We start from the raw sequence: 25,150 nt of genomic DNA on the forward strand, positions 1-25,150 counted from the left end.
CCCCCACCCCCGGTGTGTGGGGCATCCCCCCCCAACCCCCGCTTGGGGGGATCTCCTTCCACCCCCTCCCCACCCCCACAGCCTCCCCCCCGCACGGAAAGAGAGCCGCTTTCCAGATTCCTCTTCCCTCCCCTTCCGCCATCGGCTTCTATACTTACCCGTTTACGTTGCAACGGAGGTGCCCATGCCGTGGATCCTGCTTTTGCTCGCTGCGCTGTTTACTCCCCCGCTTTCCGCCGCCGCCCTGCCCGGCGTGCCGACCGCTAATGCCGATAAAACCAGCGCCAGCGAACCCGATGTAGAACAGAAAAGAGCGGCCTATGCCGCGCTGGCCGACGTGCTGGCCAACGACTCCGCCCGCCAGGAGCTCATTGACCAGCTGCGTAAAGCGGCCGCCACGCCGCCGCCCGACAGCACCCCGACGCTGACGCCGCCGGCGGTGAAAGAAGAGACCACGGTGCTGGAGAACGTCACGCAGATCAGCCGGGAATATGGCGATGAGTTCTCATCGCGCTTCTCCCAGCTGTGGCGCAATATTACCGGCTCGCCGCATAAGCCCTTTAATCCGCAAACCTTTACCAGCGCCGCCTGGCATTTTTTACTGCTGGCCGGGCTGGTGTTTGCCTTCTGGTGGCTGGTACGCCTCGCGGCGCTGCCGCTGTATCGTAAAATGGGCGAATGGGGACGGCATAAAAACCGCGATCGCGGAAACTGGCTCCAGCTGCCGTTGACCATCGCCGGGGCGTTTATCATCGATCTGCTGCTGCTGGCGCTGACCCTGTTTATCGGTCAGCTGTTGAGCGATCGCCTGAATGGCGACAACCCTACTATCGCCTTCCAGCAGAGCCTTTTCCTCAACGCCTTCGCGCTGATCGAATTCTTTAAAGCCATCCTGCGGCTCATTTTCTGCCCGCGCATCCCGGCGCTCAGGCCCTTTAACCTCAGCGACGAGGCCGCCTCCTACTGGAGCCTGCGCCTGAGCGCCCTCAGCAGCCTGATCGGCTACGGCCTGATCGTCGCGGTGCCGATTATCTCCAACCAGGTGAATGTTCAGGTCGGCGCGCTGGCTAACGTCGTCATCATGCTGTGCATTACGCTGTGGGCGCTGTATCTGATTTTCCATAACAAAGCGGTGATTACGCAGGGGCTGATCCATCTGGCTGACCGCTCGCTCTCCTTCTTTAGCCTGTTTATCCGCGCCTTCGCCCTGGTCTGGCACTGGCTGGCCTGCGCCTACTTTGTGGTGCTCTTTTTCTTTTCCCTGTTCGACCCAGGCAACAGCCTGAAATTTATGATGGGCGCCACCCTGCGCAGCCTGGCGATTATCGGCGGCGCGGCGCTGGTGTCCGGCATTCTGTCGCGCTGGATAGCCAAAACCATCACCCTCTCCCCTGCCACTCAGCGCAACTATCCTGAGCTGCAAAAGCGGTTGAACGGCTGGATCTCCGCGTCGCTGAAGGCAGCGCGTATTCTCACCGTCTGCGTCGCCATCATGCTGCTCCTGAGCGCCTGGGGGCTGTTTGACTTCCGCGAATGGCTGCACAACGATGCCGGGCAAAAAACGGTGGATGTGCTGATCCGTATCGCCCTTATCCTCTTCTTCTCCGCTATCGGCTGGACGGTGCTGGCCAGCCTGATCGAAAACCGGCTGGCCTCGGATATCCATGGCCGCCCGCTGCCCAGCGCGCGGGCCAGGACGCTGCTGACGCTGTTTCGCAACGCGCTGGCGGTGGTGATCAGCACCATCACGGTGATGATTTTGCTCTCGGAGATTGGGGTCAATATCGCGCCGCTGCTGGCGGGCGCCGGGGCGTTGGGGCTGGCCATCTCGTTTGGCGCGCAAACCCTGGTCAAAGACATTATCACCGGCATTTTTATCCAGTTTGAGAACGGGATGAATACCGGCGATCTGGTCACCATCGGTCCCTTGACCGGCACGGTGGAACGGATGTCGATTCGCTCAGTGGGGGTGCGCCAGGATACCGGCGCTTATCACATTATCCCCTGGTCCTCGATCACCACCTTTGCCAACTTCGTGCGCGGCATTGGCTCGGTGGTGGCCAACTATGACGTCGACCGCCATGAGGATCTGGATAAAGCCAGTCAGGCGCTGAAGGCGGCGGTGGACGATCTGCTGGCCCAGGAGGAGATCCGCGGCCTGATCATTGGCGAACCGTCGTTCGCCGGGCTGGTGGGACTGAGCAATACCGCCTTTACGCTGCGCGTCAGCTTCACCACCCTGCCGCTGAAGCAGTGGACGGTGCGTTTTGCCCTCGACACCCAGGTGAAAAAGCACTTCGACCGCGCCGGGGTTCGCGCCCCGGTACAAACCTGGCAGCAGCTGCCGATGCCGGGCGCCGACAGCCCGGCCGCGGAGTAGTTAGAACGGACGGCGGCGTTTGGCGTCGTCCATAAAGCTCCAGGCGATAAAGCGGCTCTGCTTTTGCCCCTGGGCCATCTCTTTTTTCACCACTTTCACTGCCCCGACCTCGGTCAGCAGGCGGTAGAGCGGCGGCAGATTGTCGCCGCGCGACACCAGCGAGGTAAACCATTTCACCTGGCGGGCGAAGGCCTGACTTTCGCGGATCATCTGCGAGATAAAGGCCACTTCGCCCCCTTCGCACCACAGCTCCTGCTGCTGACCGCCAAAGTTAAGCCCGCTGTCGGCGCCGAGTCCGAGATTGCGGCGCTTGCGCTCACCGCCCGCCCGGGCGCTCTCTGCGGAGTCATGGAACGGCGGATTACACAGCGTGGCGTCATAGGTCTCGTTTTTGTGGATCACGCCGTGGAAGATAGCCTGGCTCTCTTTTTGCCGACGCAGACGGATCTGCCGGGTCAATCCCGGGTTGCCATTGACAATCGCCTGCGCGCTGGCGAAGGCTTCCGGGCTGATTTCGCTGCCGGTAAAGCGCCAGCCGTACTCGTGAACGCCGATCAGGGGATAAATGAGGTTGGCGCCGGTGCCAATATCGAGGATCGTGGCTTGCTTCGGCACTTCGCCGCTGTCCCCGGCCAGCAGATCCGCCAGATGATGAATATAATCGGCCCGCCCCGGCACCGGCGGACAGAGAAAACCATCAGGAATGTCCCAGTGTTTGACCGCGTAGAAATGCGCCAGCAGCGCTTTATTCAACGCCTTTACCGCCTGCGGATTGGCAAAATCAATGGTCTGCTCACCCAGCGGATTGAGCGTAATGTATCCCTGCAGGTCAGGATGCGCCTGGCAGAGCGCGGGCAGGTCGTAGCGTTGATGGTGGCGGTTACGCGGGTGTAACCCCGGTTTCTGGGCTTTCATGACAATCTCCTTTGAACAGCCGCGTAAGATACCCGTTGACGGCCGCTCGGTAAATAAGGGAGTCTGGATATCTCCTTTATCCGTGACAGGTGCAGCATGTACTTTTATCAACCTTCGCAGGGCCACGGCCTGCCGCATGACCCGCTCAACGCAATAATCGGGCCTCGCCCGATAGGCTGGATCGCCTCGCAGGACGCCGAGGGCCAGCGTAATCTGGCGCCATACAGCTTTTTTAACTGTTTTAACTATCGCCCGCCGATCATTGGTTTCGCCAGCAGCGGCTGGAAAGACAGCGTGCGAAATATCGTCGAAACGAAGGAGTTCGTCTGGAACCTGGCGACGCGCCCGCTGGCCGCCGCGATGAACGAAACCTCCGCCTCGATCCCGCACCATGAGGATGAATTCGTGCGCGCCGGACTCACCGCCGCCGCCAGCCGCCTGGTCAAGGCCCCCCGGGTGGCGGAGAGCCCGGTGAACTTTGAGTGCCGCCTGTCGCAATGTATTCAGCTCACCACCGCCGACGGCAACCTTGTCGATACATGGCTGGTGCTCGGCGAAGTGGTCGCCGTGCATATCGATGAATCACTGCTGGAGAACGGCATCTATCAAACCGCCCGCGCTCAGCCGATCCTGCGTGCCGGGGGGCCAAGCGCCTATTACAGTATTGATGACAGCCTGCGTTTTGACATGATCCGCCCGGATGCCCGCTAAATAATATCCCTGGCGCGGGGACCGCTACTCTGCGCCGGCTGCGGGCTAAACGCCTTGTTTTTGCATAAAAAATTCCCTATCGCGCGGTCTGGAAAGGCCTACACTTAAGCTATGTCCCATGCTGTTTATGAGGATATGCTGATGAAAATCACCTCGCTGCTGTTTGCCGCTGCGCTTGCCGCTCATGCCGACGCGGCCTCTTCCCTGCCGCCGCCCCCCGTACTGCCCTATGACGGGCCGCTGCGTCCTGTCGGCACCGTCTCCGCCTCCGGGGCCCGCACCCTTGACGACCTGGTGGCCGCCCTCGCGGATAAGGCCCACCGTCGTGGGGCGATAGCCTGGCGGGTCAATGCCGCCAGCAGCGGTAACCGGCTGTACGGTTCAGCTATAATTTATCAATAATCTTTTTACAGGAGGCAGACAATGGCATCAGGTTGGGCAGGCGACGGCGCCGTACAGGATCAGATCGACAGCACCATTGACGATGCGGTGGCTCGCGCCCGCCGCGAGCTTCCGCACGGCGAAAGCAACAAATTTTGTGATGAATGCGGAGAGCCGATTCCGGAGGCGCGCCGACAGGCGATACCCGGGGTGAGATACTGCGTGAAGTGCCAGCAGGAGAAAGATTTACATAACAATACATTTTCAGGATATAATCGTCGTGGTTCCAAGGATAGCCAGCTACGCTGACCTTCCTTTACCGTTCATGACAGCCTTTCGCATTATCTTTTCGCGCACACTTTTTGGCGATAAATGTCGCAATATGTGCCCTTAAGCGTGCCGGTCTCCCTCGCTCCGCCATCAGACAAAAAGAATGAGAAATAATTTATTAATAATCAGTAAATTATTAATCATTCAAAAAATTAGATGAAGACTGTGAATTTCCTTCGATTTTATCTCCCGCAAAAAAGCGTGATACTTATCACATCGACGGAACATCGTCCCCTGAACAGAACAACCTGCGAGAGATTAACTATGAAAAACATCAAATATGCTGCCGCTGCCATCGCTCTGACCGCCCTTTCCTTCGGCGCCTTTGCCGCCGAACCGGTTACCCCCGCTCAGGCTGAAAGCATGAATAAGATCGGCGTGGTGTCTGCGCAAGGCGCAACCACGTTAGATGGTCTGGAAGCGAAACTGGCTGCTAAAGCCGAAGCCGCTGGCGCAACCGGCTATAGCATCACTTCCGCTAACACCAACAACAAACTGAGCGGTACCGCGGTTATCTATAAATAATCGCAGCTCAACCCTGTAAGCCACTGAATTAACCCTGAAAAGACCTTTAATACCCTTGCCTTGCCCGTCCGAGCCACCGGACGGGCTTTTTTTTATTCTGCCGAGCCAATCACCAGCAGTCGTTGACGCGGCTGAGCCCCTGCTCCAGGGTTGAGACCTCCCCGCAGGCCAGCAGACAGCAGGCAAGCTGGATCTTCAGCGAGTGGGGTACCGGTTCGACGCCGGCGACGCAGCGTTCGATCCAGCGCGCGGTCACTTCGGGATCTTTCGAGGCTGGCAGAATGACTTCCTCCGCCGCGGCCTCGGTCTGACGGTCGCACAGCGCCCGCACGCCCTGGTCATCGATCAGGCTGATCTGCGGGCAGCGCTGCGGGTTGGCGTACACTTCGCCTTCGGTACCGTGCATCAGCAGCGCGCGGCCACCGGTCTCGCGAAAGAAGCTCGCCACCCTGGGAACATATTCCGGATGCGATACGCTGGAGAGACGTAACGCCTCCCCTTCGCCAAACGGCGTGGCCAGTTTGGCCAACGTATGGGCGCTGTTGCGCACGCCCATCCGCCAGCGCATCGCCAGCTGTTTCTCCAGCGGCGGGCAGAAGGCGCCCACCGGGATATATACCGGTTCATGCCCCTCCAGCTGCGCCTGAGCCTGGCCGGCATGCCGGGTAGCCGGAATGTCCAGCAGGGTAAAAATGGTCTCGGTCAGCACCCGGGTCGGATCGTGACTGACGCCGTGAACCACGACCGGAAACCCTAGCTTGTGCAGGAGCATCGCCAGCAGCGGCGTCAGGTTCGCCTGCTTGCGCGCGCCGTTGTAGCTGGGGATAACGATCGGCATCGGCTTGCCTGCCGGCGGGGTCAGGCGCAGAGTATGCTGCTGCATCGCGGCGTAAAAGCCTTTCATCTCCGCTTCGCCTTCGCCTTTGATGCGCAGGGCGATTAATATTCCCCCCAGCTCCAGCTCCGGCACCTCGCCGTTCAGCATCCGCGCGTAGAGCGCACGGGCGGTCTCTTCATCCAGGTCGCGGGCATGATTCTTACCGCGGCCCACCTCTTTTATAATTTTGCTGTACTCCATGGCTCCCCCTGTTGCGTCACGCGCCGGCGTCAACGACGTTTGCGGCCTGTCTGTTTTGCTGTCTGTTTTGCTTTACGTTTTACTATAACCTCCGGGACGCCCGGCTGCTCTATGGGAAAAACAGGTAACGCGTTCAGTAGACGCGCGCCGTAGTTTTTGGTCAACAGACGCTTATCGTAAATCACCACCTCTCCCCAGCAGTGATGGCTACGGATCAGACGCCCCACCTGCTGAATAAGATTAAAGGAGGCGCTGGGCAAACTCTGTACCTCGAAGGGATAACGATTGAGGCTTTTCAGCCATTCGCCTTCGGTGATCACTACCGGGCTGTCGATGGGCGGAAAGGCGATTTTATGGATATGCACCTGGCTTAACAGATCGCCTTTTAAATCGAGACCTTCGGCAAAGGACTGCAGGCCCACCAGCACGCTGCGCTCGCCGCTTTCCACCCGTTTGCGATGCAGCTCCACCAGCCGGTAGCGCGGCTGGTCGCCCTGCACCAGCAGCATCAGGCGCAGATCGGTCACATGCTCCAGGAAGCGATTCATCGCTCGCCCGCTGGCGAACAGCACCAGCATCCCGAGATGTTTCTTGCTCTCCACCTGCTGGCGAAAATAGGCCGCCATCTCGGCGATGTGCTGCTCTTCGTTATCCATCAGCGGTTCATAGCGCATTTGAGGAATAATAATTTTCCCCTGCTCTACGTGGTTGAACGGCGAATCCAGCGCCACGAAGCGGTCGCCCGCTTTCTCCTTCAGGCCGCTCATCTCCTGCAGGCGCGAGAAGCTGTTTAGAGAGCGCAGCGTCGCTGACGTCACCACGATATGCGGCACGCTGCGCCACAGCAGTCGTTCAAGCTGATCGCTGACACGGATGCCGACGCAGTGGAACCAGACGTGGATCTGGCCGTCGCGCACCACCCGCGTCGCCCATTTGGTCACCGGCGCGCCAGAGGACTGCGCCAGCGACGCCAGACGCCACAGCTTGCTTTGGCTTTCAAACATGCCGAGGGCGCGGTTCATCTGCAGCAGCACCCGATGCAGGCGCACCACGTCATGGCTGCCGGTCTTTTCGCTGAGATCGTTAAGGAACAGCTCCGCCAGCCCGCGCAGCGTCTCGGTGAGCTTCGCCAGCCGCTGGCAGATCTCCATCACCTCCTGCGGCAGTTCGCCCATCGGGAAGCGATGCTCCGCGTCCTGACCGGCGGGCATATAGAGATTGAGAATATTATTCAACGACGCAATCAGCTCGAACAGCTCTTCGCAATGGCCGGCGAGCCGCTCCGCATTGGCCAGCGGCGGCGTGGTTTTCGGGCGGAACTGCTCCATGCAGGTAGCCACCAGCTTGCAGAACAGATCCAGCTGCAGGCGAAACCAGGGGGCGGTGATCTCGGCGCTCATCTCCAGCGCGTCGCGGGCGACGTCCGGCAGATGATGGCCTTCATCGAGGACCAGCAGCAGGTTTTTCGGCTCCGGCAGCACCGCCTCGCTCTCCATCGCCGCCATCACCAGCGCATGGTTGGCCACCACCACTTCCGCCTCCTGAATTTCCCGCCGCGCCACAAAGAACGGACACTCCCGATAGTAGTGGCAGTTGCGGTTCAGGCAGCTGGCCTTATCGGTGCTCAGCCGGCTCCACAGCCCATCGTCGATGGCTTTGTCGGTATGGTCGCGCAGGCCGTCCCAGCGGTAGCTGTCGAGATCCTGCTTCAGCGTCGCGCACAGCTTCTGCTCGGCCTGGTTGTTCGGGGTGAGATCGTCGTCGAGGAAGGCCAGCAGATCCTGCTGCGTCGGCTCGGTGCTGGCCAGCGCCGTCAGATTGCGCGGGCAGACGTAGCGTCCGCGACCGAAGGCGGCGGTGAAGCGCAGGTCGGGGATAATCTTGCGCAGCAGCGGCAGGTCTTTACTGTAGATTTGATCCTGCAGGGCGACGTTGGCGGTGCTGACCACCAGCGTTTTTTGTTCCTCACGGGCGATGGCAATGCCGGGGATCAGATATGACAGCGTTTTACCAACGCCGGTCGGCGCTTCGATAGCCAGATGCCGGCCCTCATCCCCGGCGAGGGTTTTCGCCACATCAGCGATCATCTGCCGCTGCGGGGGGCGGGGAATAAAGTCCGGGATCTGTTCCTGAAGCGCCTTATACCAGGCGGCGATTTGCGCTTTCAGCGCAGCGGTCAAAGCCATGAGAAAACCTGAATACTGTATAAACAGCCACTATTGTGCCATTTTTGCCCGCCCGGAGGTATTGCTTTCTGCTCAGTGTGGAAGCGTGCTCGACAAATAGTGTAATGGAAAGAAAAAGGCCCGCCGCCGCGTAGCGGACAGACGGGCCTGAGCCGTGCTTAACCGCATTCTCGCGGTCCGGGCATCAGCCTGTTATTCGCCAGCCGGTTTACGCGGGCGACGGCGGCGCGGCGGTTTGCCGTCCTGAGTGCGCGCTTTCGGCGCCTCGCCGTCCTGACGACGCGGGGCGCTGCTCTGGCTGCGCGGCTGTCCGCTGCGCCCCTGGCCCTGGCCGCCGCGTCCCTGACCACGACCGCCGCCGCGCTGCTGGCGACCGTTCTGGATAGGTTCGGCTTTAATAGACGGATCCGGCTCATAGCCGGCAATCGCGATGCGCGGGATCTCTTTCTTCAGCAGGCGCTCGATATCGCGCAGCAGCTTGTGCTCATCCACGCACACCAGCGACAAGGCTTCGCCGGTGGCCGCGGCGCGACCGGTACGGCCGATACGGTGGACATAATCTTCCGGCACGTTCGGCAGCTCGTAGTTCACCACGTGCGGCAGCTCTTCGATATCCAGACCGCGGGCGGCGATATCGGTCGCCACCAGCACGCGAATGCCGCCGGATTTAAAGTCGGCCAGCGCGCGGGTACGCGCCCCCTGGCTCTTGTTGCCATGGATCGCCGCGCTGCGGATGCCGTCTTTGTTGAGCTGCTCCGCGAGGTGGTTGGCGCCATGCTTAGTGCGGGTAAAGACCAGCACCTGCTGCCAGTTGCCTTCGCCGATAAGCTGCGACAGCAGCTCGCGCTTACGGTTTTTGTCAACAAAATGGACGTGCTGGGTGATCTGCTCGGAGGCCGTGTTGCGACGCGCCACTTCCACTTCCAGCGGGTTGTGCAGCAATTTCTCAGCCAGGCCTTTGATCTCGTCGGAGAAGGTCGCCGAGAACAGCAGGTTCTGCCGACGCGGCGGCAGTTTAGCCAGTACGCGGCGGATGTCATGGATAAAGCCCATATCCAGCATGCGGTCCGCTTCATCCAGTACGAGGATTTCCACTTTATCGAGGCTGACGGCGTTCTGGTGTTCCAGGTCCAGCAGACGGCCCGGGGTGGCGACGAGGATATCGACGCCGCCGCGCAGCTTCATCATCTGCGGGTTGATGCTCACGCCGCCGAACACCACCAGCGAGCGAACATTCAGATATTTGCTGTAATCCCGCACGTTCTCGCCCACCTGCGCCGCCAGCTCGCGGGTCGGGGTCAGGATCAGCGCGCGCACCGGGCGACGCCCCTTCGCGTGCGGCTCGTTCTGGATCAGGCGCTGCAGCAGCGGCAGAGTAAAGCCCGCCGTTTTACCGGTGCCGGTCTGGGCGCTGGCCATCAGGTCGCGGCCCTGCAGTACCGCCGGGATCGCCTGCTGCTGGATAGGGGTCGGCTCAACGTAGCCCTGCTCAGCGACAGCGCGCAGGATATCGGGATTCAGGCCAAGGGAATCAAAAGACATAACAACTCCGAACCGCCCCGGCCCGGTGAAGGGCGTAGTTTTCAGGGAGATTATTGCGATAAGAGATGGCAAAAACCACAATGCCATGAAGGGGCGCAGTCTAGCAGATTTTGTGACAGGCCGCATAAAATCTGCAAAAGAATGCCGCGCCTGGCTGGCGGGGGGAAGAAGGCCGCTGAGGGCGCTCAGCGGCCAGGCGGGTCGCCGCAGCGCGGTTAACGCAGACGATACTTAATTTTTTCAACGATCTTCGCGGTGGAGATGCCGTAGCGATCGTGGAGGGTCGGCAGCGCGCCGGCTAACAGGAACGCGTCAGGCAGCCCTACGGTATCCAGCTCGCAGCGAACCCCTTTGCGCATCAGCAGGGCGGCCACCGCCTCTCCTAACCCGCCGACCGCGGTGTGGTTTTCGGCGGTGACCACCAGGCGACCCGGCTTCGACGCCTGTTCAATAATCGCTTGTTCATCCAGCGGTTTGATGGTCGGCACGTGCAGGACCGCCACGCTGATATTATCGTCCCGCAGCCTTTCAACCGCCTCCAGCGCGCGCATGGTCATTAGCCCGGAGGAGATAATCAACACGTCGTTGCCGTCCTCCAGCAGCTTCGCTTTGCCCAGTTCGAACTGATAGTCGTATTTATCCAGCACCAGCGGCACCTTCCCGCGAAGCAGGCGCATATAAACCGGGCCATGATGATCGGCAATGGCCGGTACCGCCTGCTCAATCTCCAGCGCATCGCAGGGATCGACGATGACCATTCCAGGGATACCACGCATGATCGCCAGATCTTCGGTGGCCTGATGACTGGGGCCATAGCCGGTCGTCAGGCCCGGTAGCGCCGCGCAAATCTTGACGTTCAGATGCTCTTCAGCGATCACCTGATGAATAAAATCATAGGCGCGACGGGTCGCAAAGGCGGCATAGGTGGTGGCGAAGGGAATAAATCCCTCCTTCGCCATGCCTCCCGCCGCCGCCATCAGCAGTTGCTCCGCCATTCCCATCTGGAAAAAGCGATCCGGGAAGGCCTGGGCGAAAATATGCAGGTCAGTATATTTTGACAGGTCCGCGGTCATACCGACGATCGCCGGGCGCTGCGCCGCGAGTTTCGACAGCGCGACGCCGAAGGGCGCAGAGACGGTGGCCTGGCCTTCATCGGCAATCGAAGCGATCATCGCCGACGTTTTTAAACGGGGTTTACTCTGGCTCATTACAGCACTCCTTCCGGTTTGTTAGCGTCCAGCACCGCAATCGCTTTTTGCCATTCGTCGGCATCGACGCGAATAAAATGGTTCTTATCGCGGGTTTCGAGGAACGGCACCCCTTTGCCCATCAGCGTGTCGCACAAAATGACCCGCGGCTGGTTGCCGGAAAAACTTTTCGCGTTGTCAAAGGCGGCCATCACCGCCGGCAGATCGTTACCGTCCACGCGCTGCACGTACCAGCCGAAGGCGGCCCATTTATCCTGCAGCGGCTCAAAGCCGAGGATTTTGCGTGAATCGCCGTCGGCCTGCTGTTTGTTGACGTCGACGAGGTTAATCAGGTTGGTCAGGCCATAGTGAGCCGCCGACATCGCCGCTTCCCAGGTCGAACCTTCATCCAGCTCCCCATCGGACATCGAGTTATAGACCCAGGCCTTGCTCTGTTTCTGCCGCAGGCCGAGCGCCATGCCGACGGCGATAGACAGCCCCTGCCCCAGCGAGCCGCCGGACATCTCCATCCCCGGGGTGTAGGTCGCCATGCCGGACATCGGCAGGCGGCTGTCGTCGGAGCCGTAGGTTTCCAGTTCCGCTTCCGGAATAATGCCCGCCTCCAGCAACGCGGCATAATAAGCGATAGCGTAATGGCCATGAGAAAGCAGGAAGCGATCGCGCCCCTCCCACTCAGGATCTTCCGGGCGATAGGTCATGGCGTAACTGAAGGCGGTAGCCAGCACATCGGCATACCCCAGCGCCTGGCCAATATAGCCCTGCCCCTGAACTTCCCCCATTTGCAGGGCATAGCGGCGGATACGCCACGCCGCCGCGGCGACTTTTTGTGATTCGGTGATGTTCATCTCTGTGCCTCGCTTAGTGAATTAACATGCCGCCGTTAACGTCCAGGGTGATCCCGGTGGAGTAGGAAGAGAGGTCGCTGCCGAGGAACAGCGCGGCGCGGGCGATGTCCACCGCGTCGCCGAGGCGGTTCATCGGAATGCCGGCAAGAATATTGGCCGTCATGTCGTCCGTCAGCTTGCCGGCGGTAATGTCGGTCTGAATGAGCCCCGGGGTGATGCAGTTAACGCGGACGTTGTCCGGGCCAAGCTCGCGCGCCATCGCCCGCGCCAGGCCGAGCACGCCGGCTTTTGCCGCGCTGTAGTGCGGACCGCCGAAGATACCGCCGCCGCGCTGGGCGGAAACGGACGAGATGCAGACGATGCTGCCGGATTTTTGCGACCGCATCGTGGGGATCACCGCCTGTGACATCAGCAGCGTGCCGCGCAGGCTGACATCGAGCACCGCGTCATAGTTGGCGCGCTTGATGTCCATTAGCTTCAGCGGTTGGGTGATGCCGGCGTTATTGACCAGCACATCGACCCGGCTGTATTTCGCCAAAATCTGTTCGATGGCCGCCTGCACCTGCACTTCGTCGGCGACGTTCGCCGCCAGGCCGAGATGGCCTTCGCCCAGCGCCGCCGCGGCGGTTTTACTGGCTTCGCCATTGAGGTCGATAATGACCACTTTCGCGCCGTTTTCGGCGAATAATTTCGCGGTCGCAAAACCCAAACCGCGTGCGGAGGCCGCGCCAGTAATAATGGCGACTTTATCTTTTAATAACATAGTTTCACTCCATGACATTACGTCATATTAATTAACAGGATCTATTTTCGTTATTGTGGCTCATCGAGGAAAAGAATCACCACCAAACCGATTGCGGCGCAGATACCAAAATAGGTAAAGACAGAATTAAAGCTCCCCGTTTTATCCAGTAAGAAACCGGCCACCATCGGCGCCACAAATCCGCCGAGGTTGCCGCCGCTATTAATAATGGAAGAGGCGATCGGATAGGTTTTGCTGTCCGAAACGGCCATACCGTAGGCGGTAAAAGCCGGCCAGCCGATATTCAAACAGAAACCGACAAAGAATAAACCAATACAGACCGCCAGGGTGCTTGCCGGTATATTCAGCATAATTAACATCATGACTACGGTTGATACCGCTGTGAATATCATGGTTGGTTTACGCCGACGGCCTAATAATTTATCCGAAATCCATCCGCCGCCAATCGCGCCAATAAAGCCGCCGATGCACGGCATACTGGCCACGAACCCCATACTCATCACATCGAAACCGCGCTCTTTCACTAAATACAGCGGGATCCAGGTTAATAATCCATATAACACGCTGACCATCATAAAATATGCGAGGCAGTCTCCGAGAATATTTTTTGAGGTAAATAATCCCTTCGCCGTATCCACAGGCGGCATTTTTTTCACCCGGATAATTTTATCCAGCCAGGTGAAGCGATCGGCGATTAATATATTTTCACGTACACCGTCATTATGATGGCTGTCCCGCCCGGCATTAATCTCTGCCAGTTCGCTTGGAGATACGAATCCGCTTTCCGCGGGCTTTGACTTCACCAACAGGTACCACGCTATCGCTGCTACGATCCCGGGAATAGCAAAGGAGAAAAAGACCCACCGCCAGCCCCAGGTCACCGCAATCCACACCGCCAGCGGCGGCACGATAATCGGGGCAAACATGGTCGCCGCGATGTAAACGCCGGTTGCCGTGGCTTTCTCTTTCGGCGGAAACCAGTTGTTTATCGTCGACGCCAGCCCCACCGGGCAGGGACCTTCGCTTAGTCCCAAGCCCAGCCGCACCAGCTTCAGGCCAAATACGGAGCTCACCGTGCCCATCAGCCAGGTAAAAGCGGAGAAGCCGAAAATAGATAGCGAAACCAGCCCTCGAGTGCCGCGTCTGGCGATGAAAAAGCCGGCCGGGATCTGGCTGACCGCATAGCCGAGGAAAAACATACTGGCAATCGCTCCGGCCTCAAAATTATTGATATGAAATTCATCAATGATAAACGGCAGTACCGCGCCGATATTCGTTCTGTCGGCGTAATTGATGGCATACACCAGGAAAATCATCGTCAAAACCACAAAACGATATTTTGTTTTCCTGGCGTCAGTACAGACCAGCGTATCTATACGTGACATAGGGTTTCCTCATCTTATACCTCTTCCACTTCGCCGTAGGTTGCCGCCAGGGATCGCCGCGTTTCACGCGCCCTGACGCAACAAGAGAGACATGTCTTTTCGCACAGCGAAACAGGTGGTTAGGTGTTTTATTATTGCGATCCAAGCGCATCGCAGTTTGTGATCAGGCCTGTGAGGGGAATATAACAACCCAAAAATGAAAAGGTATTCAAAAAAGCTCAATTATGATTGAGAAAAATTGAGTTAGTGACTCCCCGCAAATTTTAGCCTTTACTGAGAGGCGCGCTTTTAACGAGATAAATTGTTAAGCCCATCACAAATTAAAAGGTTATTTTCGCTTTTCCCTATGCTGTTCATCACGGCTGCGCCACGCTGTTCGCCATTTTCTTTTATTCGCGCCCCGCAGGATGCCGCCATGAGTCAACCGCTGCCCAATAAAAATCTGCCGATGCCCTCTTTACGCAATATCCAGGCTTTTATTGAAGTCGCCGCAACCGGCAGCCTCAACCTGGCCGCAGAGAACCTCAACATTACCGCCTCGGCGGTCAGCCACCAGATAGCCAGTCTGGAGCACTTGCTGGGAAAAAAACTGTTCTCCCGCAGCAGCAAAGGCGTGATGTTAACCGCAGTGGGAGAAAAATATCTCAAAGAGATCTCCGGAGCGCTGAATATGATTGGCCAGGCCACCAGCCAGGTGATCAACGATATTCATCAGGATTATTTACGCATTCACTCAGCGCCGAGCTTCGGCCTGCTGTGGCTGATGCCGCGGCTGGATAAATTCCGTCAGGCATGGCCGGAGCTAAAAATTAGCCTGACCTGCTCTTACGAAAGCATTCAGTTCTCCCGGGATAATATTGATATCGATATTCGCCACGGGCTGTCGCAGTGGCCGACGCTGCTGGTCAGGACCATTAAAAATGAGTGCGTCCTGCCCTACAGCGCCTCCTCTTATTTAGCCCGCCATACGGTTCGCGCCCCGGAAGATCTGCTGGCCTGCGATCTGATCCATTCCGACAGCACCTTAATTAACTGGAGCAACTGGCTGTCGTGGCACAAGGTCCGCGGCTGGCACAAAAACTTTATCTTTAATTTCGACCGGTCGTACATGAGCATCGAGGCGGCCCGGATGGGGATGGGGGTGATCCTGGAAAGCAATCTGCTGGCCGGCGGCCACGTGCGTCAGGGGCAGCTGACGCCGGTGTTTGCCGACGAGCGGAGTATGCCGGTCGGCGCGCACCACTTCGTCCTTCCCCACGCCAATGAACAGAAGGAAAAGGTCCAGCGCTTCTTCGCCTGGGTCGCCGGGGAGCTACAGGAAGACGGTTTTCATATTTAGTCCAGGCTGGTGGACAAACCGCCAGTCGGCGCCTAAAGTTAATCAATCGATTGATTAATTTTTTCAGAGCGCGATGACCAGCAAAGGCGAACAGGCAAAAAGCCAGCTTATCGCGGCCGCTATCGCCCAGTTTGGCGAGTACGGCCAGCATGCCACCACCCGCGATATCGCCGCCCAGGCCGGGCAGAATATCGCCGCTATCACCTACTATTTTGGCTCGAAAGACGACCTGTATCTCGCCTGCGGCCAGTGGATCGCCGATTTTATCGGTGACAATTTTCGCCCGCACGCCGAAGCGGCGGAGGCCCTGCTCGCCGGAGAGTCGCCGGATCGCCAGGCGATCCGCGCCCTCATCCTCAGCGCCTGCCATAACATGATTCTGCTGCTGACCCAGGATGATACGGTCAACTTGAGCAAATTTATTTCCCGGGAACAGCTGGCGCCCACCGCCGCGTACCATCTGATCCACCAGCAGGTGATCGCCCCCCTGCACCACTATCTCACCCGGCTGATCGCCGCCTGGACGGGTCGCGATGCCGGTGATACGCAAATGATCCTCCATACCCACGCCCTGCTGGGCGAGGTGCTCGCTTTCCGTCTCGGGCGTGAAACCATCCTGCTGCGCACCGGCTGGACGCAGTTTGACGCGCAAAAAACCGAACAGATTTTTGAGGTCATTACCTGTCATATCGATTTCATTCTGCATGGGTTATCGCAAAGGAGTTTGAGCTGATGAAAAAACCCGTCGTCGTCATTCTGCTGATCGTGATTCTTCTCGCCGCGCTGGGCGGCGGCTGGTGGTGGTACCAGAGCAGCCGGCAGCAGCCGCTGACTCTGTATGGCAATGTCGATATCCGCACCGTCAATATGAGCTTCCGCGTCGGCGGCAGACTGGCCTCGCTGACCGTCGACGAAGGCGACAGCATCCGAGCCGGGCAAACCCTCGGCGAGCTTGACCGTGCCCCCTATGAAAACGCCCTGCTGCAGGCGCAGGCCAACGTCTCCACCGCCCAGGCGCAGTATGACCTAATGATGGCCGGCTACCGCTCGGAAGAGATTGCCCAGGCCGCGGCGGCAGTGAATCAGGCGCAGGCCGCTTACGACTACGCGCAAAACTTTTATCAGCGCCAGCTGGGTTTACGCGCCAGCAGCGCCATTTCCGCCAACGATCTGGAGAACGCCCGCTCCTCGCGCGACCAGGCGCAGGCAACGCTGAAGTCAGCGCAGGATAAACTGCGTCAATACCGCGCCGGCAATCGTCCGCAGGAGATAGCCCAGGCCAAAGCCAGCCTCGAACAGGCGCAGGCGGCGCTGGCCCAGGCTAAACTGGACCTGCACGATACCGTGCTGACCGCCCCTTCCGACGGCACGCTGATGACCCGCGCCGTCGAGCCCGGCACCATGCTCAACGCCGGCGGCACCGTGCTAACCCTCTCCCTGACCCATCCAGTATGGGTCCGCGCCTACGTTGACGAGAAAAACCTCGGCCAGGCGCAGCCGGGACAAGCAGTGCTGCTTTATACCGACAGCCGGCCGGATAAGCCCTATCACGGCAAAATCGGCTTTGTCTCGCCGAGCGCTGAGTTCACGCCGAAGACTGTCGAGACGCCGGACCTGCGCACCGATCTGGTCTACCGTCTGCGCATCGTGGTAACCGACGCCGACGGCGCGCTGCGCCAGGGGATGCCGGTGACCGTCTCCTTTGACAACGGGAACGGACATGAGTGAGGCCGTCGTCGCCTTAAACGGCCTGAGCCGCCGTTTCCCCGGGATGGACAGGCCAGCGGTGGCCCCGCTGACCTGTACGATCCGCGCCGGCTACGTCACGGGGCTGGTGGGCCCCGACGGCGCAGGGAAAACCACCCTCATGCGGATGCTCGCCGGGTTGCTTAAGCCTGATGAGGGCAGCGCCAGGGTGATTGGCTTTGATCCGCTAAAAGACGACAGCGCTCTGCACGCGGTGCTCGGCTATATGCCGCAGAAGTTCGGCCTGTATGAAGATCTGACGGTGATGGAAAACCTCACCCTGTACGCCGATCTACGCAGCGTTACCGGCGAGGCGCGGAAGAAAATTTTCGACCGCCTGCTGGAATTCACCGCCCTTGGCCCGTTCACCGGGCGGCTGGCGGGCAAGCTCTCCGGCGGCATGAAGCAAAAGCTGGGGCTCGCCTGTACCCTGGTGGGTGACCCGAAGGTGCTGCTGCTGGATGAGCCCGGCGTCGGCGTCGATCCGATCTCTCGCCGCGAGCTATGGCAGATGGTGCACGAGCTGGCCGGCGACGGCATGCTGATCCTGTGGAGCACCTCTTATCTCGATGAAGCCGAGCAGTGTCGTGATGTGCTGCTGATGAACGAAGGCAAACTGCTCTATCAAGGGGAGCCGACGGCCCTGACGCAAACCATGGCCGGGCGCAGCTTTCTGGTCTCCAGCCCGCAGGAGAACAACCGCCGCCTGCTGCAGCGGGCGCTGAAGCTGCCGCAGGTTAGCGACGGCGTGATTCAGGGCAAATCGGTGCGTCTGATCCTGAAAAAGGAGGCGCGCATCGATGAGGTTCAGCAACATGACGATATGCCATCGCTGCAGGTGACCGACACCGCGCCGCGCTTTGAAGACGCCTTTATCGACCTGCTCGGCGGCGCCGGGACCGCCGAATCGCCGCTGGGGGCGATTATCCATCGCGTTGACGGCAGCAAAGACGAAACGGTGATTGAGGCGCAGTCGCTGACTAAAAAATTTGGCGATTTCGCCGCCACCGACCACGTCGATTTCCAGGTCAAGCGCGGCGAGATCTTCGGCCTGCTCGGCCCCAACGGCGCAGGGAAATCCACCACCTTCAAAATGATGTGCGGCCTGCTGGTGCCCACCTCCGGCAAAGCGCTGGTGCTGGGGATGGATCTCAAGGTCAGCTCCGGCAAGGCGCGTCAGCATCTGGGCTATATGGCGCAAAAATTTTCGCTGTACGGCAACCTCAGCGTCGAGCAGAACCTGCGCTTTTTCTCCGGGGTCTACGGCCTGCGCGGCCGGGCGCAAAATGACAAAATTGCCCGCATGAGCGATGCCTTCGGTCTGAACAGCATCGCCCGCCACGCCGCCGACGAGCTGCCGCTCGGCTATAAGCAGCGGCTGGCGCTGGCCTGCTCCTTGATGCATGAGCCCGACATTCTTTTTCTCGACGAACCCACCTCCGGGGTCGATCCCCTCACCCGTCGCGAGTTCTGGCTGCATATCAACAGCATGGTGGATAAAGGGGTGACGGTGATGGTCACCACTCACTTTATGGATGAAGCGGAGTATTGCGACCGCATTGGGCTGGTCTATCACGGCAAGCTTATCGCCAGCGGCACCCCGGACGCGCTGAAGGCCCAGGCGGCGGATGACAACCAGACGGACCCGACCATGGAGCAGGCGTTTATTACTCTGATTAACCGTTGGGATAAGGAGAATGGCCATGAGCAGTAATCTCCTCTCCTGGCGGCGGGTCCGCGCCCTGTGCGTCAAAGAGACCCGGCAGATCGTCCGCGATCCCAGCAGCTGGCTGATTGCGGTGGTGATCCCTCTGCTGCTGCTGTTTATCTTCGGCTACGGCATTAACCTCGACTCCAGCAAGCTGCGGGTGGGGGTTCTGCTGGAGCAGCAGAGCGAAGAGGCGCTGGACTTCGTGCATACCATGACCGGATCGCCCTATATCGACGCCACCGTCAGTGACAATCGCCAGCGGCTAATTGAGCTGATGCAGGCCGGTCGCATCCGCGCGATGGTGGTTATTCCGGTGGACTTCGACCGCCAGATGGCCCGCCCCGGCGCCACTGCGCCGCTCCAGCTCATCACCGACGGCAGCGAGCCCAATACCGCTAACTTCGCCCAGGGCTACGTGGAGGGTATCTGGCAGATCTGGCAGCAGCAGCGGGCGGAAGACCGCGGCGAGACCTTTGAACCGCTGATCGACGTGCAGATGCGCTACTGGTTTAACCCGGCGGCCATCAGCCAGCACTTTATTATCCCCGGGGCGATCACCATTATCATGACCGTGGTCGGCGCCATATTGACCTCGCTGGTGGTGGCCCGCGAATGGGAGCGCGGCACCATGGAGGCGCTGCTGTCGACGGAGATCACCCGCGCTGAACTGCTGCTGTGCAAGCTCATCCCCTACTACTTCCTCGGCATGCTGGCGATGCTGCTGTGTATGCTGGTGTCGGTGTTTATTCTCGGCGTCCCCTATCGCGGTTCGCTGCCGATCCTGTTTGTCATCACCAGTCTGTTTTTGCTCAGCACCCTGGGGATGGGACTGCTGATCTCGACGATCACCCGCAACCAGTTTAACGCCGCGCAGGTGGCGCTGAACGCCGCCTTTTTACCGTCGATAATGCTGTCCGGGTTTATTTTCCAGATAGACAGCATGCCGGCGGTGATCCGCGCGGTGACCTATGTGATCCCGGCGCGCTATTTCGTCAACACCCTGCAAAGCCTGTTTCTGGCGGGCAATATTCCGGTGGTGCTGCTGGTGAATGTGCTGTTTTTGATTGCTTCGGCGGTGATGTTTATCGGCCTGACGTGGCTGAAAACCAAACGGCGTCTGGATTAGGTTTTGCCCGGTGGCGCTGCGCTGACCGGGCCTACGGTTTAACCAACATCGATTATACAGTTCGCCGATCCCGTGGGCCGGGCGAGCGCAGTGCCGCCCGGCGTTGTTGAATGGGCCAAAGGAGCTAATATGTTTCACCGTTTATGGACATTGATCCGCAAAGAGCTGCAGTCGCTGCTGCGCGAACCGCAGACGCGGGCGATTTTAATCATGCCCGTGCTGATTCAGGTGCTGCTGTTTCCCTTTGCCGCGACGCTGGAGGTGACCAACGCCACCATCGCCATCTATAACGAGGACAGCGGTCGCCACGCGGTGGAACTCACTCAGCGCTTTGCCCGCGCCAAAGCCTTTACCCACGTCCTGCTGCTGAAAAGCCCGCAGGCGATCCAGCCGACCATCGATGAACAAAAAGCCCTGCTGGTGGTGCGCTTCCCGGCGGATTTCTCACGCGACCTCGACAACTATCAAACCGCCCCGCTGCAGCTCCTGCTCGACGGGCGCAACTCCAACAGCGCGCAAATCGCCGCCAACTATCTGCAGCAGGTCGTGAAAAATTACCAGCAGGAACTGCTGGAGGACAAAGCGAAGCCGAACAATAGCGAACTGGTGGTGCGCAACTGGTATAACCCGAACCTCGACTACAAGTGGTTCGTGGTGCCGTCGCTCATCGCCATGATCACCACCATCGGGGTGATGATCGTCACCTCGCTGTCGGTGGCCCGCGAGCGCGAGCAGGGCACCCTCGATCAGCTGCTGGTCTCGCCTCTCGCCACCTGGCAAATCTTTGTCGGTAAAGCGGTGCCGGCGCTGATCGTCGCCACCCTGCAGGCGACTATCGTGCTGGCGATTGGTATCTGGGCCTATCAGATCCCGTTTGCCGGCTCGCTGCTGCTGTTCTATTTCACCATGGTGATTTACGGTCTATCGCTGGTGGGCTTTGGCTTATTAATCTCATCGCTGTGCGCCACGCAGCAGCAGGCGTTTATCGGCGTGTTCGTCTTTATGATGCCGGCGATTCTTCTCTCCGGCTACGTTTCACCGGTGGAAAACATGCCGCAGTGGCTGCAGGATCTGACGTGGATAAACCCGATCCGCCACTTTACCGATATCACCAAGCAAATTTATCTGAAGGATGCGAGTCTGGAGATTGTGTGGGGAAGTTTGTGGCCGCTACTGGTCATAGCGGCCACCACCGGCTCAGCGGCGTATGCGATGTTCCGAAGAAAGATTGCGTAATTTTTTATCTTTCGCCAGCAGCGAGACCAGCGCCGGGCCTGCCAGTATCACCAGCCCGGCGAGGGCCAGCAGCAGGTTGTTGTGCAGCACGCGCGATAGCAGCCACAGCGCTATCATGGCGGCGCCGAAGTACCAGGTGGTGGTGAGCTCCTCAAGGAAGTCTCCCACATCGCGCCAGCGCGCCTCGTGATGACGCTGCAGAAACAGCATCGCCAGCAGCGTGACGCTGTAGAGGACGCACAGCCCTAATCCGACGCGCACCAGCGCGCCGCTCATCCATCCCATCACCAGCACTGCCACGACCAGTAGATGCAACATAATCTGCCAGCAACTAAGACCTGTTGCGACGCGTACACGTTGTTGCCACTTCATGGCTTCTCTCCTGAAGGATTTTTCTCTGCTACTCAGAGTACCGCACTTTACGGAAAATTCCGTAACACCGCATCTTTTTGTGACGTCTACTACACTATTTTATTCAGGAAAGTGACATTTACTGGAGAATTATGGCTGAGCCAACGTCGGGATTTTCGTTGAACGTGCTGACAATTAACACCCATAAAGGCTTTACGGCGTTTAATCGGCGTTTTATTTTGCCCGAGCTGCGCGAAGCCGTTCGCAGCGTCAGCGCTGACATAGTTTGCCTGCAGGAAGTGATGGGCGCTCACGAAGTTCACCCGTTGCATATCGAAAACTGGCCAGATACGACCCATTACGAATTTCTCGCCGACACCATGTGGAGCGACTACGCCTATGGGCGCAACGCGGTCTATCCGGAAGGTCACCATGGCAATGCCGTGCTGTCGCGCTTCCCGATTGAATACTATGAGAATCGCGATATCTCGGTCGGCAACGGGGAGAAACGCGGCCTGCTGTACTGCCGCATCGTGCCGCCTCAGAGCGGCGTCACGATTCACGTCATTTGCGTCCATCTCGGACTGCGTGCCGACCAGCGGCAGGCGCAGCTGGGGATGCTGACGGAATGGGTCAACACCCTGCCCGCCGGCGAGCCGGTGGTGGTGGCTGGGGATTTTAACGACTGGCGTCAGCAGGCTAACCAGCCGTTAAAAGCCCAGGCGGGGCTGGAAGAGATCTTTACCCGCGCCCGCGGACGCCCGGCGCGCACCTTTCCGGTCAGTTTTCCGCTGCTGCGCCTCGATCGCATTTACGTCAAGAACGCCCACGCCAGCCGCCCGAAGGCGCTGGCCCTCAAACAGTGGCGGCATCTGTCCGATCATGCACCCCTTAGCGTGGAGATTCATTTGTGAAATGTCGTTGGCAGGAAGGCAACCGCATTACGCTACTGGAGAACGGCGACCAGTACTATCCGGCGCTGTTTGCGGCCATCGGTCGCGCCAGCCGGCGGGTTATCCTCGAATCCTTTATCTGGTTTGAAGATGAGGTCGGCCGGCGGCTGCACGCGGTTCTGCTGAAGGCCGCCCGCCGCGGCATCCAGGTGGAAGTGCTGCTTGACGGCTACGGCTCGCCAGATCTTAGCGATGAGTTTGTCGGCGAACTGACCGCCGCCGGGGTGATTTTCCGCTATTACGACCCGCGCCCTAAGCTGATGGGAATGCGCACTAACCTGTTCCGTCGCATGCACCGTAAAATCGTGGTGATCGACGACACCACCGCCTTTGTCGGCGGCATTAACTACTCCGCCGAACATATGAGCGACTATGGCCCGGAGGCGAAGCAGGATTACACGGTGCAGGTCGAGGGGCCGGTGGTGCTCGATATTCTGCAGTTCGAACTGGAGAATCTGCCCAACAGCGAAACCACCCGCCGCTGGTGGCGCCGTCGTCGCCATCAGCCGGAGATCAACCAGACCCCCGGCGAGGCGCAGGCGCTGTTCGTCTGGCGCGATAATCAGGATCACCGCGACGATATCGAACGCCACTACCTGAAGATGCTGACCAGCGCCCGCCGGGAGGTGATAATCGCGAACGCCTATTTTTTCCCCGGCTACCGTCTGCTGCATGCGATGCGCAATGCCGCGCGGCGCGGGGTGCGGGTGAAGCTGATCGTCCAGGGCGAACCGGATATTCCAATTGTGAAATTTGGCGCCCACCTGCTCTATCACTACCTCGTCAAAGGCGGCGTGCAGATCTACGAATATCGCCGCCGTCCGCTGCATGGCAAAGTCGCCCTGGCGGACGACCACTGGGCCACCGTCGGGTCGAGCAACCTGGACCCGCTCAGCCTGTCGCTGAATCTGGAAGCCAATCTGATCATCCACGACCGGGTGTTTAACCAGACGCTGCGCGATAACCTTAACGGGCTTATCGCCCGGGATTGCCAGCGGATCGATAAAGCAATGCTGCCGAAACGCAACTGGTGGCGGCTGGGGGTGAGCGTGATGGCCTTCCACTTTCTGCGCCACTTTCCGGCGTGGGTCGGCTGGCTGCCGGCCCATACTCCGCGGCTGGCCAGGGTCAGCCCGCCGGTGCAGCCGGAGATTGAAACGCAGGATCGCGTCGAGTCACCTACCAGGGATAATCCACTATGAGCAAATCGCACCCGCGCTGGCGGATGGCAAAAAGAGTGCTCACCGTGCTCTTTTTTATCGCCGTGATCGTCCTGCTGGTGATTTACGCGCAGAAGGTCGACTGGCAGGAAGTGTGGAAGGTGATCCGCGGCTACGATCGGCTGGCCTTGTTCAGCGCCATTGCGCTGGTCATCGTCAGCTATCTGATCTATGGCTGCTACGATCTGCTTGGCCGCGCCTGGTGCGGACACAAGCTGGCGAAACGCCAGGTAATGCTGGTGTCGTTTATCTGCTATGCCTTCAACCTGACCCTCAGCACCTGGGTCGGCGGCATCGGCATGCGCTACCGGCTGTACTCCCGGCTGGGGCTGAACAATAGCACCATCACCCGTATTTTTTCCTTAAGCATCACCACCAACTGGCTGGGCTATATCCTGCTCGGTGGGGTGATCTTTACGGCGGATCTGGTGAAGCTGCCGTCGCACTGGTACATCAGCCAGACCACCCTGCGGATTATCGGCGGAGCGATGCTATTTCTCACGCTGTGCTATCTCTTCGGCTGCGCGTTCGCCAAACGCCGTCACCTGACGATCAAAGGCCAGCGGCTGGTGCTGCCCTCCTGGCGATTCGCGCTGCTGCAGATGGGGGTCTCGGCGGCGAACTGGATGGCGATGGGGGCGATCATCTGGCTGCTGTTGGGCAGCGAGATTAACTATTTCCTGGTATTGGGAGTACTGCTGGTGAGCAGTATCGCCGGGGTGATTATCCACATCCCGGCCGGGATTGGCGTGCTGGAGGCGGTGTTTATCGCCATGCTCTCCGGGGAAGAGATTTCGAAGGGGGCGATCATCGCCGCCCTCCTCGCCTGGCGCGCGCTCTATTATTTCCTGCCGCTGCTGCTGGCGACGGTGGCCTATCTGCTGCTGGAGAGTCGGGCGAAAAAGCTGCGGCAAAAGAACCAGCGCAAGCTGGCCCGCGAGTGAAATCGCCCGGCGGCGCTGCGCTTGCATGGGCCTGAACGCCAGCCGGACTGTTTCCGGGAGAGGGGAAGCACTGCCGTGTGGTTGTTTATGTTATCTGTGGCTTCAGCGTAGTTTGCGCTCCCGGCTAGTCTTCTGCGTTATGTCTCTTACGGCGCGGGGAGCGCACAGGGGGCGGCCAGTCGCCCCCGCCCCCTGTAACCCCGGGCTCCGGCCAGCAAAATCGCCACTGCGTGGTCCCTTCGACTTATCCCTGCAGGCTTCGGGTCGGGCCGAGG

23 protein-coding genes and 1 pseudogene are annotated in these 25,150 nt (G+C 59.5%); 14 read left to right on the forward strand and 10 right to left on the reverse strand.

The features are described from left to right. Nucleotides 1-184 precede the first annotated feature (184 nt). Entirely contained in the window at nucleotides 185-2,380 is a 2,196-nt protein-coding gene (ybiO, locus tag K5R89_RS24865) for a mechanosensitive channel protein (RefSeq protein WP_217259069.1), read from the forward strand. Here the strand turns inward: ybiO and rlmF are convergent, their stop codons facing one another. Further along, nucleotides 2,381-3,295 carry a 23S rRNA (adenine(1618)-N(6))-methyltransferase RlmF gene (gene rlmF / locus K5R89_RS24870; protein WP_044521825.1) on the reverse strand — a complete coding sequence of 305 codons (915 nt, stop codon included), beginning with the start codon at nucleotides 3,293-3,295 and terminating at the stop codon, nucleotides 2,381-2,383. Between the two features lie 96 nt (nucleotides 3,296-3,391). Here rlmF and K5R89_RS24875 point away from each other — a divergent pair, with 96 nt between their 5' ends. From K5R89_RS24875 to ybiJ, 4 genes are all read left to right on the forward strand, one after another. Further along, a complete protein-coding gene (locus K5R89_RS24875) occupies nucleotides 3,392-4,006 on the forward strand; it encodes a flavin reductase family protein (RefSeq protein ID WP_023288943.1) in 615 nt (204 codons plus the stop codon). 141 nt (nucleotides 4,007-4,147) lie between these two features. Next, nucleotides 4,148-4,408 (forward strand): DUF1471 domain-containing protein, encoded by a 261-nt coding sequence (locus K5R89_RS24880; protein ID WP_023288942.1) that lies wholly within the window; start codon nucleotides 4,148-4,150, stop codon nucleotides 4,406-4,408. 21 nt (nucleotides 4,409-4,429) lie between these two features. Further along, nucleotides 4,430-4,696: a DksA/TraR family C4-type zinc finger protein gene (locus K5R89_RS24885; protein ID WP_023288941.1), complete on the forward strand. Its 267-nt coding sequence runs from the start codon at nucleotides 4,430-4,432 to the stop codon at nucleotides 4,694-4,696. Between the two features lie 285 nt (nucleotides 4,697-4,981). After that, a complete protein-coding gene (gene ybiJ / locus K5R89_RS24890; RefSeq protein ID WP_004176772.1) occupies nucleotides 4,982-5,242 on the forward strand; it encodes a DUF1471 family protein YbiJ in 261 nt (86 codons plus the stop codon). 109 nt (nucleotides 5,243-5,351) lie between these two features. Here ybiJ and ybiB read toward each other — a convergent pair whose 3' ends face one another. From ybiB to K5R89_RS24930, 8 genes and pseudogenes are all read right to left on the reverse strand, one after another. Then, the gene (gene ybiB / locus K5R89_RS24895) at nucleotides 5,352-6,320 is read right to left on the reverse strand and encodes a DNA-binding protein YbiB (RefSeq protein ID WP_032455217.1); all 969 of its coding nucleotides are present in this window, start codon (nucleotides 6,318-6,320) and stop codon (nucleotides 5,352-5,354) included. 29 nt (nucleotides 6,321-6,349) lie between these two features. Then, nucleotides 6,350-8,506, reverse strand: a complete 2,157-nt coding sequence (dinG, locus tag K5R89_RS24900) for an ATP-dependent DNA helicase DinG (protein ID WP_032455216.1) — start codon at nucleotides 8,504-8,506, stop codon at nucleotides 6,350-6,352. A 192-nt stretch (nucleotides 8,507-8,698) separates the two neighbouring features. After that, nucleotides 8,699-10,048 carry an ATP-dependent RNA helicase RhlE gene (rhlE, locus tag K5R89_RS24905; protein WP_023288938.1) on the reverse strand — a complete coding sequence of 450 codons (1,350 nt, stop codon included), beginning with the start codon at nucleotides 10,046-10,048 and terminating at the stop codon, nucleotides 8,699-8,701. A gap of 215 nt (nucleotides 10,049-10,263) precedes the next feature. After that, the gene (locus K5R89_RS24910; protein ID WP_186976865.1) at nucleotides 10,264-11,256 is read right to left on the reverse strand and encodes a transketolase family protein; all 993 of its coding nucleotides are present in this window, start codon (nucleotides 11,254-11,256) and stop codon (nucleotides 10,264-10,266) included. Beyond that, the gene (locus K5R89_RS24915; RefSeq protein ID WP_048334488.1) at nucleotides 11,256-12,101 is read right to left on the reverse strand and encodes a transketolase; all 846 of its coding nucleotides are present in this window, start codon (nucleotides 12,099-12,101) and stop codon (nucleotides 11,256-11,258) included. Before K5R89_RS24915 ends, K5R89_RS24910 begins: the two co-directional genes overlap by 1 nt. Nucleotides 12,102-12,114: 13 nt before the next feature. After that, nucleotides 12,115-12,864, reverse strand: coding sequence for an SDR family NAD(P)-dependent oxidoreductase (locus tag K5R89_RS24920; protein WP_217259068.1), 750 nt, complete (start codon nucleotides 12,862-12,864; stop codon nucleotides 12,115-12,117). A 50-nt stretch (nucleotides 12,865-12,914) separates the two neighbouring features. Further along, entirely contained in the window at nucleotides 12,915-14,249 is a 1,335-nt protein-coding gene (locus K5R89_RS24925; RefSeq protein ID WP_048297113.1) for an MFS transporter, read from the reverse strand. Between the two features lie 288 nt (nucleotides 14,250-14,537). Continuing rightward, nucleotides 14,538-14,673, reverse strand: a pseudogene (locus K5R89_RS24930) (hypothetical protein). On the opposite strand from K5R89_RS24930, the gene K5R89_RS24935 reads away from it, so the two are divergent. The 6 genes from K5R89_RS24935 to K5R89_RS24960 all read left to right on the forward strand — a co-directional run bounded on the left by K5R89_RS24935 (nucleotide 14,665) and on the right by K5R89_RS24960 (nucleotide 21,407). After that, the gene (locus K5R89_RS24935) at nucleotides 14,665-15,588 is read left to right on the forward strand and encodes a LysR substrate-binding domain-containing protein (RefSeq protein ID WP_217259067.1); all 924 of its coding nucleotides are present in this window, start codon (nucleotides 14,665-14,667) and stop codon (nucleotides 15,586-15,588) included. The pseudogene K5R89_RS24930 and the gene K5R89_RS24935 overlap by 9 nt on opposite strands. Before the next feature lie 73 nt (nucleotides 15,589-15,661). Further along, entirely contained in the window at nucleotides 15,662-16,321 is a 660-nt protein-coding gene (cecR, locus tag K5R89_RS24940) for a transcriptional regulator CecR (protein WP_217259066.1), read from the forward strand. Beyond that, nucleotides 16,321-17,316 (forward strand): secretion protein HlyD, encoded by a 996-nt coding sequence (hlyD, locus tag K5R89_RS24945; protein WP_023288931.1) that lies wholly within the window; start codon nucleotides 16,321-16,323, stop codon nucleotides 17,314-17,316. The genes cecR and hlyD overlap by 1 nt, the downstream gene beginning before the upstream one ends. Continuing rightward, entirely contained in the window at nucleotides 17,309-19,048 is a 1,740-nt protein-coding gene (locus K5R89_RS24950) for an ATP-binding cassette domain-containing protein (protein WP_064158104.1), read from the forward strand. The genes hlyD and K5R89_RS24950 overlap by 8 nt, the downstream gene beginning before the upstream one ends. Continuing rightward, entirely contained in the window at nucleotides 19,038-20,171 is a 1,134-nt protein-coding gene (locus K5R89_RS24955; protein WP_023288929.1) for an ABC transporter permease, read from the forward strand. Before K5R89_RS24950 ends, K5R89_RS24955 begins: the two co-directional genes overlap by 11 nt. 129 nt (nucleotides 20,172-20,300) lie before the next feature. Next, on the forward strand, nucleotides 20,301-21,407 hold the full coding sequence (locus K5R89_RS24960; protein ID WP_044521804.1) for an ABC transporter permease: 1,107 nt from the start codon (nucleotides 20,301-20,303) through the stop codon (nucleotides 21,405-21,407). Here the strand turns inward: K5R89_RS24960 and K5R89_RS24965 are convergent. Continuing rightward, nucleotides 21,369-21,779 (reverse strand): YbhQ family protein, encoded by a 411-nt coding sequence (locus K5R89_RS24965; protein ID WP_044521803.1) that lies wholly within the window; start codon nucleotides 21,777-21,779, stop codon nucleotides 21,369-21,371. The two genes, K5R89_RS24960 and K5R89_RS24965, sit on opposite strands and share 39 nt — an antisense overlap. 131 nt (nucleotides 21,780-21,910) lie before the next feature. Between K5R89_RS24965 and K5R89_RS24970 the strand changes: the two genes are divergently transcribed. From K5R89_RS24970 to K5R89_RS24980, 3 genes are read left to right on the forward strand one after another with little or no spacing between them, the layout of a single operon-like run. Next, nucleotides 21,911-22,672 (forward strand): endonuclease/exonuclease/phosphatase family protein, encoded by a 762-nt coding sequence (locus K5R89_RS24970; RefSeq protein ID WP_023288927.1) that lies wholly within the window; start codon nucleotides 21,911-21,913, stop codon nucleotides 22,670-22,672. Then, a complete protein-coding gene (clsB, locus tag K5R89_RS24975; protein ID WP_032455208.1) occupies nucleotides 22,669-23,913 on the forward strand; it encodes a cardiolipin synthase ClsB in 1,245 nt (414 codons plus the stop codon). The genes K5R89_RS24970 and clsB overlap by 4 nt, the downstream gene beginning before the upstream one ends. Then, complete coding sequence (locus tag K5R89_RS24980; RefSeq protein ID WP_023288925.1) at nucleotides 23,910-24,875, forward strand: lysylphosphatidylglycerol synthase domain-containing protein; 966 nt, start codon at nucleotides 23,910-23,912, stop codon at nucleotides 24,873-24,875. Before clsB ends, K5R89_RS24980 begins: the two co-directional genes overlap by 4 nt. Nucleotides 24,876-25,150: the final 275 nt, after the last annotated feature.

This window comes from Klebsiella sp. TF21-TM, assembly GCF_019753495.1.
Lineage (GTDB): Bacteria > Pseudomonadota > Gammaproteobacteria > Enterobacterales > Enterobacteriaceae > Klebsiella > Klebsiella quasipneumoniae.

What these genes read in the sequence shown, in the direction of transcription:
- K5R89_RS24970 (WP_023288927.1), top strand. Translation starts at nt 21,911, where the DNA reads ATGGCTGAGCCAACGTCGGGATTTTCGTTGAACGTGCTGACAATTAAC.
- K5R89_RS24925 (WP_048297113.1), bottom strand. Translation starts at nt 14,249, where the DNA reads ATGTCACGTATAGATACGCTGGTCTGTACTGACGCCAGGAAAACAAAA.
- ybiO (WP_217259069.1), top strand. Translation starts at nt 185, where the DNA reads ATGCCGTGGATCCTGCTTTTGCTCGCTGCGCTGTTTACTCCCCCGCTT.
- K5R89_RS24955 (WP_023288929.1), top strand. Translation starts at nt 19,038, where the DNA reads ATGAGCAGTAATCTCCTCTCCTGGCGGCGGGTCCGCGCCCTGTGCGTC.
- hlyD (WP_023288931.1), top strand. Translation starts at nt 16,321, where the DNA reads ATGAAAAAACCCGTCGTCGTCATTCTGCTGATCGTGATTCTTCTCGCC.
- K5R89_RS24950 (WP_064158104.1), top strand. Translation starts at nt 17,309, where the DNA reads ATGAGTGAGGCCGTCGTCGCCTTAAACGGCCTGAGCCGCCGTTTCCCC.
- dinG (WP_032455216.1), bottom strand. Translation starts at nt 8,506, where the DNA reads ATGGCTTTGACCGCTGCGCTGAAAGCGCAAATCGCCGCCTGGTATAAG.
- cecR (WP_217259066.1), top strand. Translation starts at nt 15,662, where the DNA reads ATGACCAGCAAAGGCGAACAGGCAAAAAGCCAGCTTATCGCGGCCGCT.
- ybiB (WP_032455217.1), bottom strand. Translation starts at nt 6,320, where the DNA reads ATGGAGTACAGCAAAATTATAAAAGAGGTGGGCCGCGGTAAGAATCAT.
- K5R89_RS24960 (WP_044521804.1), top strand. Translation starts at nt 20,301, where the DNA reads ATGTTTCACCGTTTATGGACATTGATCCGCAAAGAGCTGCAGTCGCTG.
- K5R89_RS24980 (WP_023288925.1), top strand. Translation starts at nt 23,910, where the DNA reads ATGAGCAAATCGCACCCGCGCTGGCGGATGGCAAAAAGAGTGCTCACC.
- ybiJ (WP_004176772.1), top strand. Translation starts at nt 4,982, where the DNA reads ATGAAAAACATCAAATATGCTGCCGCTGCCATCGCTCTGACCGCCCTT.
- rhlE (WP_023288938.1), bottom strand. Translation starts at nt 10,048, where the DNA reads ATGTCTTTTGATTCCCTTGGCCTGAATCCCGATATCCTGCGCGCTGTC.
- K5R89_RS24875 (WP_023288943.1), top strand. Translation starts at nt 3,392, where the DNA reads ATGTACTTTTATCAACCTTCGCAGGGCCACGGCCTGCCGCATGACCCG.
- K5R89_RS24920 (WP_217259068.1), bottom strand. Translation starts at nt 12,864, where the DNA reads ATGTTATTAAAAGATAAAGTCGCCATTATTACTGGCGCGGCCTCCGCA.
- K5R89_RS24910 (WP_186976865.1), bottom strand. Translation starts at nt 11,256, where the DNA reads ATGAGCCAGAGTAAACCCCGTTTAAAAACGTCGGCGATGATCGCTTCG.
- K5R89_RS24915 (WP_048334488.1), bottom strand. Translation starts at nt 12,101, where the DNA reads ATGAACATCACCGAATCACAAAAAGTCGCCGCGGCGGCGTGGCGTATC.
- K5R89_RS24965 (WP_044521803.1), bottom strand. Translation starts at nt 21,779, where the DNA reads ATGAAGTGGCAACAACGTGTACGCGTCGCAACAGGTCTTAGTTGCTGG.
- rlmF (WP_044521825.1), bottom strand. Translation starts at nt 3,295, where the DNA reads ATGAAAGCCCAGAAACCGGGGTTACACCCGCGTAACCGCCACCATCAA.
- K5R89_RS24885 (WP_023288941.1), top strand. Translation starts at nt 4,430, where the DNA reads ATGGCATCAGGTTGGGCAGGCGACGGCGCCGTACAGGATCAGATCGAC.
- K5R89_RS24880 (WP_023288942.1), top strand. Translation starts at nt 4,148, where the DNA reads ATGAAAATCACCTCGCTGCTGTTTGCCGCTGCGCTTGCCGCTCATGCC.
- K5R89_RS24935 (WP_217259067.1), top strand. Translation starts at nt 14,665, where the DNA reads ATGAGTCAACCGCTGCCCAATAAAAATCTGCCGATGCCCTCTTTACGC.